Below are 12,736 nucleotides of genomic sequence, written 5' to 3' on the forward strand. Positions count from 1 at the left end.
GGGAGCAGGGACCCATACGCCGCGGCCCAGCAATGGGGCAATCAGGCAGACATCTTGTGCAAACGAGAACGGCCGGTGGTTATGGGCCCCTGCTCCCGTGCGCAACTGCGCACTAGGCAGGGGCGACGAGGACGAGAGAGCTCAGGCCTCGCGCACCACGGTCTTCAGATAATTGTACGCCTTGATGATCTCGATCAGGCGATCCTCGGTCGAGCGGTCGCCGCCATTGGCGTCGGGATGGTGCTGCTTGACCAGCGCCTTGTACTTCGACTTGACGTCTTCGAGCGTCGCCTCGGCCCCTAACCCCATCACCTGCAGCGCCTTGCGCTCGGCGTTCATGATTTTGCGGGTCTCGGGCTTGGGCTCCGCGCCGCCCGGTCCGGGGCGCCAGCGGCCGCGGCCGTTGAGCTCGGAGAACACGTGGAACGGATCGGCGGCGGCATCGAGACCGCTGTCGCCCTTCTTGCCGTTGTTGGCGCCCATCTTCCAGGTCGGACGGTGGCCGGTCAGCGCGTCCTTCTGGTAGCGCGCGACGTCGTCAGGATTCATGCCCTGGAAGAAATTGTAGGACTGGTTGTATTCGCGGACGTGATCGAGACAGAAGTGCCAATACTCGCGCGAATTCTCGCGGCCCTTCGGTGCGCGATGCGCGCCCTTGTTCTGGCAACCCGCCCACTCGCAGGTCACAGCCTGCTCGCCGGCCTGCGCCTGGCGCTTCGCACTCACCTTGGTCGGCTTGATGCGAATGGAGTCGAAGAATTTTGATGAATCGATCGGCATGTTCTCTTTGACTACGCAATGCACAAATCTTCAAGTCTTGACATTGCGCAGACCTCGTTTCCCGCTTGCACCATTGACGAAAAGCTGTCGCGAACCTAACTCCGCCGCCATGAGCACCAAAGACGCTATCATAAACAAGTTGCGTGAAGCTTTCTTGCCGGAAAGCCTCGACGTCGTCGACGAGTCACATCTGCATGAGGGCCACGCCGGCCACAGGCCAGGCGGGGAGACGCACTTTCGGGTATATATTGTGTCTCCGGCCTTCGAAGGGAAGAGCCGGATCGAACGCCATCGCATGATAAATGCGACGCTGGCGCAGGAACTCGCCGGCTCGGTGCACGCGCTGGCGATCCACGCCCACGGCCCCGGGGAAAAGCCGCGCTAGTGCGCGCTTGCCTCAAGACGAAGCAGTGGTTTTCCTTTATGAGAACAGGATGGACCTGCTCCATAGGTGAGCAGGTGAAACTACGGATTGCACCGCCACGCATGATATGGGGCCATTGATGATCCCTTGCTGGCCACGTTTCCGGTCGATCGTCACCGCCGCCGGCCTGCTCCTGATCTGCGCGATGCGCCCGGCCTCGGCGCTGGACATGCCGAGCCCGTTCGTCCAGGAGGTGCTGGTCAAGAGCATCCTGGTGTCGCTCAACGATGCGGTGGCCGCCAACAATTTCACCGTGTTCCACGCCAAGATCTCAAAGCCGTTCCGCGACCAGTTTCCGCCCGACAAGCTCAAGACCATCTTCAAGGATCTGGTCGACAAGCACGCGGTGTTCGACGCCGTGGTGGCCAAGCCGATCGTGCTCGATGAGGACGCCAAGATCGACGACAAGGGCGTGCTGCGGCTGAAGGGGCATTTCGACACCACGCCCAAGCAGGTGAAGTATCAGCTCGGCTTCATCCCCTCCGACGGCGCGTGGAAGCTGTCGGGTATCTCGATCGATATCGAGTAGCGAGGCACATCCATCAGACCCGTCATCCCCGCGCAAAGGCTGCGCCTTTGTCGCTGGAGGAGCGCGCAGCGCGTCTCGAAGGATGCACGGCCACCAGCCGGGCCGTCGACCCTTCGAGACGCGCTATGCGCTCCTCAGGGTGACGGTGCTAGGAGACTAGCCAGCTCGAACTAGAACGCCGTCCCCGCCCGCTTCGGCTTCTTCTCCTCCAGCTCGGTCTCGCGCGGGACGGCGACGATGCGCAGCGCGGTGATGCGGTTGCGCTCGCGGCGGAGCACGCGGAAGCGGAAGCCGTGGAAGGTGAAGCTCTGGCCGCGCTCCGGGATCGAGCGCGCCTCGTGGATCACGAGCCCGGCGACCGTGGTCGCCTCCTCGTCCGGCAGGCGCCAGTCCATCGCACGGTTGAGATCGCGGATCGGCACCGAGCCGTCGACCACGACCGAGCCGTCCGGCTGCGCACGCACGCCGGCGACGACGACGTCATGCTCGTCGGAGATGTCGCCGACGATCTCCTCCAGGATGTCCTCCAGCGTCACCATGCCTTCGACCTCGCCATACTCGTCGACCACGAGGGCGAAGTGGGTCTTGCGGCGGCGGAACGCCTTCAGCTGTTCGGAGACCGGACGCATCTCCGGCACGAACCAGGGCGGCAGCGCGATCGCGGTGGCATCGATCGCGGACATGTCGCCGTCGTTGGCGCGCATCGCGCGCAGCAGGTCCTTGGCGTGGAGCACGCCGACGATGTTCTCCGGCTTCTCGCGCCACAGCGGAATGCGGGTGTATTCGCTCGCCAGCACCTCGCGCACCAGCTCCTCGGGCGGCAGGTCGGCGTTGACCATGGTCATCTCGGTACGATGGACCATGACGTCGGAGACCTGCAGCTCGCTGAGATCGAGCAACCCGCCGAGCATGTCGCGGTCCTGCTTCTCGACCTTGCCCTCGTGATGCAACAGATCGACCGCACCGCGCAGACGTTCGGTCGGCGACAGCACCGCCTGATGCGCCCCGACCTTGATGCCGAGCAGCTTCATCAGGGCCAGCACGATGGTCTCGATGATGGTGAGCAGCGGCCCCAGCACGAAGATCGTCAGCCGCATCGGCCGCGCGACCAAAAGCGAGATGCGATCGGGCGCGTTGATCGCGATGGTCTTGGGCAGCACCTCGGCGAACACCACCACCATCACGGTCATGACCGCGGTGGCATAGAGCACACCGACGTCGCCGAACCAGGCGGTGAACACGCCGGTCGCCAGCGCCGAGGCGCCGATATTGGCGATGTTGTTGCCGAGCAGCAGCGCGCCGATCATACGCTCGCGCATGTTGACCAGCTTGGAGACCACGCCGGCATCGGTGTTGCCCTGCTTCGACAGTCGCAGCATGCTGGCGCGCGAGGCGCCGGTCAGCGCCGTCTCACTCGCCGCGAAGAACGCCGAGATGAACAGACAGAGCAGCACGATCGAGAAGGTGAACCATCCCACTGAACTGATCCGTGGCTAGAGCATGATCCGGAAAAGTGTGTAGCGGTTTTCCGAAAAGATCATGCTCAAATCAAAGAGATAGAGTGGGATGACGATCCGAGGAAGAGTCATCCCGCTCTAGGCCTTCAGCTTGGCTTGCAGGAAGTCGCGCACCGGCTGCGGCTCGACATTGTTGGCGATCACGGCGCGGCCGACGGCCTCCAGCAGGATGAAGGTGAGCTTGCCGCGCTTGACCTTCTTGTCCTGCGCCATCAGCGCCAGGAGCGCGTCGGCGTCGGCAAGACCTTCCTGCGCGAAGCCTGCGATATCCTGCAGGCGCGTCGGCAATCCGACCGCGGACAGATGATGCGCGATGCGCCCCGCATCGTCGGACGAAATCATGCCGAGCTGCGCCGAGAACTCCGCGGCGAGCACCATGCCGACCGCGACGCCCTCGCCGTGGAACAGGCGATCTGAAAAGCCGGTCGCGGCCTCCAGCGCATGGCCGAAGGTGTGGCCGAGATTGAGCAGCGCCCGCTCGCCGGTCTCGCGCTCGTCACGGGAAACAACGCCCGCCTTGGCGCGGCAGGAGGTCGCGATCGCGTGCTCGCGCCCGGCGCCGCCAGCGAAGATGTCGGTGTGGTTCTTCTCGAGCCAGGCGAAGAAGGCCTCGTCGCCGAGGATGCCGTATTTCGCGACCTCGGCGTAGCCGGCGCGGAACTGGCGCGGCGACAGCGTGTCGAGCACCGAGGTGTCGGCGATGACCAGCACCGGCTGGTGGAATGCCCCGATCAGGTTCTTGCCCTGCGGCGAGTTGATGCCGGTCTTGCCGCCGACGGAAGAATCGACCTGCGCCAGCAGCGAGGTCGGCACCTGCACGAAATCGACGCCGCGGCGCAGGATCGCGGCCGCGAAGCCGGCGAGATCGCCGACCACGCCGCCACCGAGCGCGATGACGAGGTCATTGCGCTCGATCTTCGCCGCGATCAGCGCTTCGCTGACCTCGGTCAGCGTCGCATAGCTCTTCGAGCCTTCGCCCTCCTCGACGACGATCCGCGACGTCGGCACGCCGGCGGCGGCGAGGGACGCCTCGGTCGGCTCCAGCCAGTGCTTGGCAACGGTGCGGTCAGTGACGATGGCGGTACGCACGCCGGGCCGCAGCGCCGCGACACGCTCGCCGAGCGACTGCAGCACGTCGCGGCCGATGACGATGTCATAGGCGCGGTCACCGAGCGCGACGTCGACGGTAACGGAGGCAGAATGTTTCAAGGGCGCAGTCATGGGGTCGCGTTCAATCCGTCAGGTGGTGGCTCGTCGGCCGGACGCGCACCGCACAGATGCGCATGCAGGGCCTCGAGGCATTCGTCGACGATGCGGTCGTGCGGCACGTCGCGCGAGGCAATCGTCAGATCGGCATTCCGGTAGACCGGCTCGCGCTCGCTGAGCAATCGGTTGACGGTCGCCTCGGGGTCGGGGGTGTGCAACAGCGGACGATCGGCGCGGCGGCGCACCCGGCGCATGATGATATCACTGTCGGCCTTGAGCCAGATCGAGATCGCGCGGTCGCGGATCCGGTTGCGGGTCTCCTCGCGCATGAAGGCGCCGCCGCCGGTCGCCAGCACGATCGGGCCGTTATCGAGGATGCGGGCGATCACCCGCGCCTCGCCGTCGCGGAAATAGGGCTCGCCGTGGGTCTCGAAGATCTCCGGGATCGTCATCCGCGCCGCCGCCTCGATCTCGGTGTCGGCATCGGCGAACGGCAGCTTGAGTCGCGCCGCCACCCGGCGGCCGATGGTCGACTTGCCGGCCCCCATCATGCCGACCAGCACGATCGACCGCGTCCCCAGCACGGCCGCGATGTCGGCCTCCAGGGTCGGGTGGGTGGGCGCCGGTACGGCTGCGTCGGACATCAAAAAGCTCGGATATTGGGACGAATTGTTCGGAATTCGAGCCACCTATACTACCCCCGGCGACACCCTTACCAGCGACTCTTGCAACCGCGCGGGGAACATGTTGGATGATTTCATTGGTTAATTCGCCGCCCGAGTCGCCTCCATGCCCAGCCTGTTCCGCTTCCTGACGGTCGTCGCCGTGATTTTCGGGATCGGCTACGGCATCGTCTTCGCGCTGGCGAATTTCGTGCACCCGAAACCGCGGGAAATGACGGTGACCATCCCACCGGATAAGTTCCTCAAGAAATAGGCGCTATGATTCCGGCATGCCCGCTGCTGCCAAACATCCCGCCAAGACCCTCGCCAAGTCCTCCGACGCCAAACTGACCGCGTTGTTCCTCGACATGCTCGCCGCGGAACAGGGCGCCGGCGCCAACACGCTCGACGCCTACCGGCGCGACCTCACCGATTTCTCCGATTACCTCGCCCATGCCGGCGCCGATTTCACCAACGCCGACACCGAGACTCTGCGCGGCTACCTCGCCGACCTCGATATCAGAGGCTTCAAGTCGACCAGCGTGGCGCGGCGGCTGTCGGCGATGCGGCATCTCTACCGCTTCCTGCTCAACGAGCGGGTCCGCGGCGACGATCCGGCCGCGATCCTGTCCGGCCCCAAGCGCGGCCGCGGCCTGCCCAAGGTGCTGTCGATCGCCGACGTCGACCGCATGCTGACCCGCGCCAAGGAGCTGACGCAGACCGACGTCTCGCCGGCGCAGCGGCTGCGCGCGCTGCGCCTCTACTGCCTGCTCGAGGTGCTCTACGCCACCGGCCTGCGCGTCTCCGAACTGGTGTCGCTGCCGGTCTCGGCGGCGCGGCGCGATGCGCGGATGATCGTGGTGCGCGGCAAGGGCAACAAGGAACGGCTGGTGCCGCTGAACGACGCCTCGCGCCAGGCGATGGCGGACTATCTCGCCGCGCTGGAGGTGATGCAGCCGAAGGCGAAGAAGGCCGCGCCGTCGAAATGGCTGTTTCCATCCTCCGGCGAGAGCGGCCATCTGACCCGGCAGCATTTCGCCCGCGACCTGAAGGACCTTGCTGGCGCCTCCGGCCTTGCGCCGCGGCTGGTGTCCCCGCACGTGCTGCGTCATGCGTTCGCCAGCCATCTGCTGCACAATGGCGCGGACCTGCGCATCGTGCAGACCCTGCTCGGCCACACCGACATCTCGACCACCCAGATCTACACCCATGTGGTCGAAGAGCGGCTGAAGAGCCTGGTCCGCGACCTGCATCCGTTGGCGGAGAAGTCCTAGGATCCGTAGCCCGGATGAAGCGCAGCGAAATCCGGGAATGGTATTTCCGCCGATAAAGCTCCCCGGATTGCGCTTCGCTCCATCCGGGCTACGAGCAATCCGCCTTGACTTCCGCTTCGTCTCCGCAGAAAGAGCGTCACCTGCTTGCGATCCCGAAGCGCGCATTCCACCCGGATGCGCGTTAACCGTTTGAAGTTACAAAGCTTCTCTTTCCGACGCCGAAACCGCTTCGCCCCTCGCACCGATCTTCCCTATATTGAGTTGATGCCCGACCCGATGCGCAGCTATCTCGACTTCGAAAAACCCGTCGCCGAGCTTGAATCCAAGATCGACGAGTTGCGTGCGCTTGCCGCGAGCGGCAGCGACATCGGCGACGAGGTCGCGCGGATCGAGGACAAGGCGGCGCAGGCGCTCACCGAGCTCTATTCCAATCTGACGCCGTGGCAGAAGACGCTGGTGGCGCGGCATCCGCAGCGACCGCACTTCACCGATTTCATCGGCGGCCTGATCACCGAATTCACGCCGATGGCGGGCGACCGCAAATTCGCCGACGACGAGGCCCTGGTCGGCGGCTTCGGCCGCTTCCGCGGCGAGAGCATCTGCGTGGTCGGCCAGGAAAAGGGCGCCACCACCGAGAGCCGCATCAAGCACAATTTCGGCATGGCGCGCCCCGAAGGCTACCGCAAGGCGGTGCGCCTGATGGAAATGGCCGACCGGTTCGGCATCCCGGTGCTGTCGATCGTCGATTCCGCCGGTGCTTATCCCGGCATCGGCGCCGAGGAGCGTGGCCAGGCCGAGGCGATCGCCCGCTCGACCGATGCCTGCCTGTCGCTCGGCGTGCCCAATGTCGCGATCGTCACCGGCGAAGGCATGTCGGGCGGCGCCATCGCCATCACCACGGCGAACCGCGTCCTGATGATGGAGCACGCGATCTACAGCGTGATCTCGCCCGAGGCGGCATCCTCGATCCTGTGGCGCGACGGCACCAAGGCGCAGGAAGCCGCCAACAGCATGAAGATCACCGCGCAGGACATGCTGCGCTTCGGTGTGATCGACCAGATCCTGAAGGAGCCCTCGGGCGGCGCTCATCGCGACCCCGCTGCGATGATCGCGACCACGGGCGACGCCATCGCCCAGGCGCTCAACGACCTACGAAATCTTGATCCGGACGCGATTCGCAAACAGCGCCGCCAGAAGTTTCTCGATATCGGCCGCAAGCTCGGCTGAGGCGCCCAAACCGCCCGATTTTTCGCCCAAATCGACCAATTTTGCCCTAATTGGGCCCCGAGCCGGGTCTTTAACATTCCTTGAACCATGCCTGCTACCGTGAGGGCTGTCCGCCCCGGTTCAGGTTGCGAGCAGGGGTCGTCGAAGGCTAATATTTTACACAATGGCTTCAGGGCATATTCGCCGTGTTGGGGTCGCGAAAATCGCCCGGTGGGTGTGGAGCTCGGACTTGACTCATCGCACGCTCGTACGCGCGCTTCTGACCTCGGCGATCCTCGCCGCAGGCGTCATGCTCGCCGGTTGTGACAGCGACCAGATCTCGCTCGCGCAAAACGCCAAGGCCAACCAGCCGGTCCCGCCAAAGCTCGTCGCTGCCATGACCGAAAAGGACATGGACATGCAGTCGCCGATCCTGGTGCGGCTGTTCAAGCAGGAGGCCGAGCTCGAGGTCTGGAAGCAGAACCGCTCCGGCCAGTTCGCGCTGCTCAAGACTTATCCGATCTGCCGCTGGTCGGGCGATCTCGGTCCGAAGGTCCGCGAGGGCGACCGCCAGGCGCCCGAGGGGTTCTATTCGATCAACCCGAGCCAGATGAACCCGCAGTCGGCCTATTACCTGTCGTTCAACACCGGCTATCCCAACGCCTTCGACAAGGCGCTCGGGCGCACCGGCTCGCAGCTGATGGTGCATGGCGACTGTTCTTCGCGCGGCTGCTACGCGATGACCGACGAGCAGATCGCCGAGATCTACTCGCTCGGCCGCGAATCCTTCTTCGGCGGCCAGAAGGCGTTCCAGCTGCAGGCCTATCCGTTCCGGATGACGCCGGTGAACATGGCCAAGCACCGCAACAATCCGAACATGCCTTTCTGGAAGATGATCAAGGAAGGCTATGATCATTTCGAGGTGACGAAGCAGGAGCCGAAGGTCGATTTCTGCGAGAAGAAGTACGTGTTCGACGCGGTGAAGGCGCCGGGCGCGACACGCGATCCGGCGTTCGACGCCTCCGCGAAGTGCCCGGCCTATGTGATCCCCGAGGAGATCGCGAGCGCCGTGCACGAGAAGGAGCAGCGCGACGCCGCCGAGACCGCCAAGCTGGTGTCCAAGGGTACGCCCGTTGCACGCCTCAACACCGGCATCGACGGCGGCATGAACGCGGTCTTCGCCTCGAAGATTCCGGAAGGAAACACCGGCCTGTCCGAAGGCGGCGACAGTCAGGCGTTGGCGTCGATGTCGCTGGCACGCGCGCCCGGCACGATCCCCGGCACGGTCAACCCGCCGAAGCCCAATCTCGCGGTCCAGCAGGAAGAGCCGGTCGTGGCGACGACGTCGTCGACCCCGGTCGCGACCCCATCGTCGGCCGGCACCCGCGTTGCCTCGGCGAACGCGTCCGACAAATCCGCCTCTGACAAATCCACCTCTGACAAATCCGAAGGCTTCTTCTCCAGCTTTGCCCGCAAGGTCGGCATCGGCGGCACCGCCGACGCCAGCAAGACGACCGCATCGCCCCCGGCTCCGGCCGCTGCCGCACCGGCCAAGCCGAAGGTCGCCGAGGCCAAGCCGCAATCGGTGGTTCGCGTCGCCCCCAAGGCTGAGCCGAAGCAGGCCGCCAAGCCCGCACCGAAGCCGCAGGTCACCACCGCCGCAGCCGCCGCACCGGCCCCGTCGTCGTCGACCCAACTCGCCGGCTCCGCGCCTGTCGTGCAGACCAACTCGTTCGACACCCGCTTCTCGGCGGTGAAGTAGGCGCGGCGCTTTCCCTTGTCGTCCTGGCGAAAGCCAGGACCCATAACCACCGAACTTGATCGTGAACGGGACCGGGGCCCCAGCGTCGCGCAACAATTGGCATTTGGGGTAATGGGTCCTGGCTTTCGCCAGGACGACACTGAATGTGTGGCGCGGTCTGTGAGTCACACCACAACGTTCTCGCGACATGATTTGTCCGAGCTTTGCTCTTCGTTCCGCCCTCTCCGTTGGCAGACCGCGCAGGGAAAGCCGGGCGCCGATCGCACTCAAGGCGCCGTACCGCCAGCTCGCAGGTTCAAACGCCACGCTCCCTCACGCCGCATGCGCGCTGGCAGGCGACCGTTACATTCCGTGGCTTTCGAAAACCTTCTTGCAGCTTCGGCTCAGGCTGGCCCGCTTCATCTGAAGACAGTTCTGCACGGCACCGTCGTTGCCGAGGTCCTTCCGGCAGAAGCGCTGTGCATCGCGCGTGCACGCGCTCTGTTCCGATGGCGTACCGGAATGCTGCGCCAACGCGGCACCGCTGCTCATCATGGCAGCAGCAACAAGAGCTGCAATCGAAATATAGCGCATTGTGACTTCCTCCCGCGGCCTAACGGACAGCCGGGGGCCTTCGTTCCTTTGGGAACCCGGATTCCAACCCTACTTCGGCTGCGGGTCCTCAAGCCCCTTGCCGGGATCTTCCAGATGCCCGGTGCGCGCGAGGTCGACGGCGGCGCCGAGCGCCAGCGCGACATTGCGCACCTGTTCCTGAAAGGCCTTGTCTTCGTCCAGATCGCGATGCGACGTCGCATAGGGCTTCATGTAACCGACATAGCCATCGGTCTCGGCCCTGCCGCCGGCCGAGATCAACTCCATGTCGGTGAGCCAGTCCGCAAGAAAGCGGCGGCACGTTTCCGCGCCGATGCTGTCGCCGTGGACCACGATGCCGAAATGCCGGCCGCGCAAATGCTTAGGGTATGGCCAACCCTTGAGTTCGAGCGCCTTGGCTTCGCTCGCGGTCTTGCCGTGGGTCGAGGTCGGGTCGGGATTGCCGCCATCGGCGCAGACCAGGCGATCGATCATCGCCTTGAGTCCGGTCGGCGTCTGGTACCAGTTGACCGGCGAGATGATCATGATGCCGTGCGCACGCACCCACAGCGGATAGATCTCGTTCATCCAGTCGTCGGTTTGCCCGAGTGAGTAGTTTGGATAGCAGCTGCACGGCCAGTGGCAGAGCGCCATCGAGGTGGACACGCAGGACTTGCAGGGATGAATCTCCCTGCCGAACTCCGACGTCAGCCGCGACAGATCGAGCACATCGACCGCGAGGCCCATCTCGCGAAAGGCGGACTCGGCGATCTCGACCATGCGCCAGCTTTTCGACATCTCGCCGGGACAAGTATGTTCGCTGCGCGAGGAGCCGTTGATCAGCAGGATATGCGGCGCTCCATTTGGATCGTCGTGCCTGCGCTGCGCTTCATCGATGGCATCGCGCGCGGACAGCCAATCGACCGCGAGATCATAGTCGGGATCGGCAAAACCGGGGCCGGCCTTGCGGGTGACCGGCGCCTTGCGCGATTGACGATAGGCGTCCCAGGCACCGGCGATGATCGTCGTGAGCTCCGTCTGCATGGATTGAAAAACCGGATCGGCAAATCGCTTCCGGTAGCGCCGCTCGAATTCATCGCGCGAAAGCTTGACCGGCGGCATCCCCTTGCGAACGTCCGGCTCCGTCATCGACACCTCTCCCTGACTACAATCCATCGCCCGCCGTGCATCCCGGTTGGCGCGCGAAGCCTCGGGATGAAGCTTTGGGATCAAGTCGAGACGGGCAAGAGTTCAAGACCATCGATCTGCATTTGGTTCCTTCGGGCGACGCCCTGCACGTCCCGTGATAGGACCCATGCCGCGGCTGGCGCGTTGGATGGGAACCTGACCATGCTTACGACAGCCAGAGTTCGAGCACGCCACCAGCGAGGCGCCCCCTTCCCGATCACCATTCGCCCGACCGCGGCGGACGCCATGATCGCGCGTGCGATCGCCCGCAACACCGCACCTGCGCCGGAAGAGATCGCCCGCACACTGACCTGGGGCGCTGACGAAAAGGTCCTGCTTGCGCTCGCCGCGGCCGGCTGGCTCGCCTCACGCGGGCGCGGCGCCTCGCTCGAGCGCGCCGGCAATCACGCGCTGCTGGTGACGGTCGCAGCGTCGCTGCTGCCACATGGCCTGAAATTGCTGTTCAATCAAACCCGCCCGGATCGCCTGACCGTGGTCGGCCACGCCAATGGCATCCCGATCTCGGGCAAGCGCGACGACGCCTTTCCATCCGGCCACGCGCTGCATATGGGCGCGCTGGCGTCGGCGGCCGCGACATTGCCCGCCGGCGCGCGCCGCGTAATCCAGGTGGTCGCGGTCGGCCTTTCGCTGACGCGCATTGCGGTTCTCGCTCACTGGACGAGCGACGTGATCGCGGGATTTGGGCTCGGCGCTGTTCTCGAGCGGCTGCTGCGATTATGGACCGGCTATCCCGGTGACGATCCGCCGCGGAGCAAGGCGTGATGACCGAATATGTCATCCGCTTTCTCGTGGGCGGAGCCGTGGTGTCGGCCTTCGCGATGCTGGGCGACATTCTGCGTCCGAAGAGCTTTGCCGGCCTGTTCGGCGCGGCGCCGTCGGTTGCGCTCGCCACCCTCGGCATCGCCGTGTATCAGCACGGCGCCGACTACGCCGGCCTGCAGAGCCGCGCGATGATGGCCGGCGCCGTTGCGCTGGCCGTCTATAGCTTCGTGGTCTGCCAACTGCTGATCCGCGCGAGACTCCGCGCCGCCCCCGCCACGTTGCTGGCGCTGATCGTCTGGCTCGCAATCGTGTTCGGCTTGCTGGGTGTTGCCGGAGGACAGGCATGACACCGGTCCGCGTCTCATTGTCCTCGCTCAGGGAAAGCCGCTGGGCCGAATATCTGATCCGCTTCGTGCTCGGCGGCGGCGTCACCGTCCTGACCGGCCTGATCAGCAGCACCTGCGGCGCCTATGTCGGCGGCGCCTTTCTTGCACTCCCCGCCATCTTCTGCGCCAGCGCAACCCTGATCGAGAAGCATGAAATCCGCCGCAAGCGGAACGCCGGCCTCGACGGCACATGGCGCGGGCAGCAGGCCGCGGCGCTCGATGCCGTGGGCGCAGCGCTCGGCGCGGTCGGCATGCTGGCATTTGCCATCGTCTTCTCGCTGACGGTGGATCGCAGCGTCCCGGCCGCCTTCATCGCCGCATCGCTTGCCTGGCTGATCTGCTCGGTCGCGGCCTGGTATGTGCGTCGCGAGATGCGATCGGCACGGCGGACGCGGACGCCGGGAGACGGCGTGATCGGCCGCAAGGCCGACCGCCTGCCGCATTGAAGC

At 65.2% G+C, this 12,736-nt stretch carries 15 protein-coding genes; 9 read left to right on the forward strand and 6 right to left on the reverse strand.

Annotated elements, in window-relative coordinates; all coding sequences use genetic code 11:
• Positions 1-141: 141 nt before the first annotated feature.
• The gene (locus ACVWYP_RS03175) at positions 142-780 is read right to left on the reverse strand and encodes a J domain-containing protein (protein ID WP_304497709.1); all 639 of its coding nucleotides are present in this window, start codon (positions 778-780) and stop codon (positions 142-144) included.
• Positions 781-889: 109 nt separating this feature from the next.
• Here ACVWYP_RS03175 and ACVWYP_RS03180 point away from each other — a divergent pair, with 109 nt between their 5' ends.
• A complete protein-coding gene (locus tag ACVWYP_RS03180; RefSeq protein ID WP_028338206.1) occupies positions 890-1,165 on the forward strand; it encodes a BolA family protein in 276 nt (91 codons plus the stop codon).
• Between the two features lie 118 nt (positions 1,166-1,283).
• On the forward strand, positions 1,284-1,733 hold the full coding sequence (locus ACVWYP_RS03185; RefSeq protein ID WP_304497710.1) for a hypothetical protein: 450 nt from the start codon (positions 1,284-1,286) through the stop codon (positions 1,731-1,733).
• 170 nt (positions 1,734-1,903) lie between these two features.
• Here ACVWYP_RS03185 and ACVWYP_RS03190 read toward each other — a convergent pair whose 3' ends face one another.
• From ACVWYP_RS03190 to ACVWYP_RS03200, 3 genes are all read right to left on the reverse strand, one after another.
• On the reverse strand, positions 1,904-3,211 hold the full coding sequence (locus tag ACVWYP_RS03190) for an HlyC/CorC family transporter (protein WP_304497711.1): 1,308 nt from the start codon (positions 3,209-3,211) through the stop codon (positions 1,904-1,906).
• Positions 3,212-3,328: 117 nt separating this feature from the next.
• A complete protein-coding gene (gene aroB, locus ACVWYP_RS03195; RefSeq protein WP_304497712.1) occupies positions 3,329-4,471 on the reverse strand; it encodes a 3-dehydroquinate synthase in 1,143 nt (380 codons plus the stop codon).
• A complete protein-coding gene (locus ACVWYP_RS03200) occupies positions 4,468-5,100 on the reverse strand; it encodes a shikimate kinase (protein WP_028343263.1) in 633 nt (210 codons plus the stop codon). Before ACVWYP_RS03200 ends, aroB begins: the two co-directional genes overlap by 4 nt.
• Positions 5,101-5,245: 145 nt before the next feature.
• Between ACVWYP_RS03200 and ACVWYP_RS03205 the strand changes: the two genes are divergently transcribed.
• From ACVWYP_RS03205 to ACVWYP_RS03220, 4 genes are all read left to right on the forward strand, one after another.
• The gene (locus ACVWYP_RS03205) at positions 5,246-5,392 is read left to right on the forward strand and encodes a hypothetical protein (RefSeq protein ID WP_016843561.1); all 147 of its coding nucleotides are present in this window, start codon (positions 5,246-5,248) and stop codon (positions 5,390-5,392) included.
• Between the two features lie 16 nt (positions 5,393-5,408).
• Entirely contained in the window at positions 5,409-6,392 is a 984-nt protein-coding gene (xerD, locus tag ACVWYP_RS03210) for a site-specific tyrosine recombinase XerD (RefSeq protein WP_304497714.1), read from the forward strand.
• Positions 6,393-6,656: 264 nt separating this feature from the next.
• Positions 6,657-7,619, forward strand: a complete 963-nt coding sequence (locus ACVWYP_RS03215) for an acetyl-CoA carboxylase carboxyltransferase subunit alpha (RefSeq protein WP_018269178.1) — start codon at positions 6,657-6,659, stop codon at positions 7,617-7,619.
• A gap of 229 nt (positions 7,620-7,848) precedes the next feature.
• A complete protein-coding gene (locus ACVWYP_RS03220) occupies positions 7,849-9,360 on the forward strand; it encodes a L,D-transpeptidase family protein (protein WP_304497715.1) in 1,512 nt (503 codons plus the stop codon).
• Between the two features lie 342 nt (positions 9,361-9,702).
• Here the strand turns inward: ACVWYP_RS03220 and ACVWYP_RS03225 are convergent, their stop codons facing one another.
• Together ACVWYP_RS03225 and ACVWYP_RS03230 are read right to left on the reverse strand one after the other, a co-directional pair.
• On the reverse strand, positions 9,703-9,933 hold the full coding sequence (locus ACVWYP_RS03225; RefSeq protein WP_304497716.1) for a hypothetical protein: 231 nt from the start codon (positions 9,931-9,933) through the stop codon (positions 9,703-9,705).
• Positions 9,934-10,002: 69 nt separating this feature from the next.
• On the reverse strand, positions 10,003-11,079 hold the full coding sequence (locus ACVWYP_RS03230) for a flavodoxin family protein (protein ID WP_304497717.1): 1,077 nt from the start codon (positions 11,077-11,079) through the stop codon (positions 10,003-10,005).
• Positions 11,080-11,280: 201 nt separating this feature from the next.
• On the opposite strand from ACVWYP_RS03230, the gene ACVWYP_RS03235 reads away from it, so the two are divergent.
• Genes ACVWYP_RS03235 through ACVWYP_RS03245 form a run of 3 tightly spaced genes read left to right on the forward strand, consistent with a single transcriptional unit; the run spans position 11,281 to position 12,733 of the window.
• The gene (locus ACVWYP_RS03235) at positions 11,281-11,901 is read left to right on the forward strand and encodes a phosphatase PAP2 family protein (RefSeq protein WP_439711129.1); all 621 of its coding nucleotides are present in this window, start codon (positions 11,281-11,283) and stop codon (positions 11,899-11,901) included.
• Positions 11,901-12,248 (forward strand): DUF3147 family protein, encoded by a 348-nt coding sequence (locus ACVWYP_RS03240; RefSeq protein WP_304497719.1) that lies wholly within the window; start codon positions 11,901-11,903, stop codon positions 12,246-12,248. Before ACVWYP_RS03235 ends, ACVWYP_RS03240 begins: the two co-directional genes overlap by 1 nt.
• Positions 12,245-12,733 (forward strand): DUF3147 family protein, encoded by a 489-nt coding sequence (locus ACVWYP_RS03245; RefSeq protein WP_304497720.1) that lies wholly within the window; start codon positions 12,245-12,247, stop codon positions 12,731-12,733. Before ACVWYP_RS03240 ends, ACVWYP_RS03245 begins: the two co-directional genes overlap by 4 nt.
• The last annotated feature ends 3 nt before the right edge of the window (positions 12,734-12,736 follow it).

This window comes from Bradyrhizobium sp. USDA 3262, assembly GCF_054060035.1.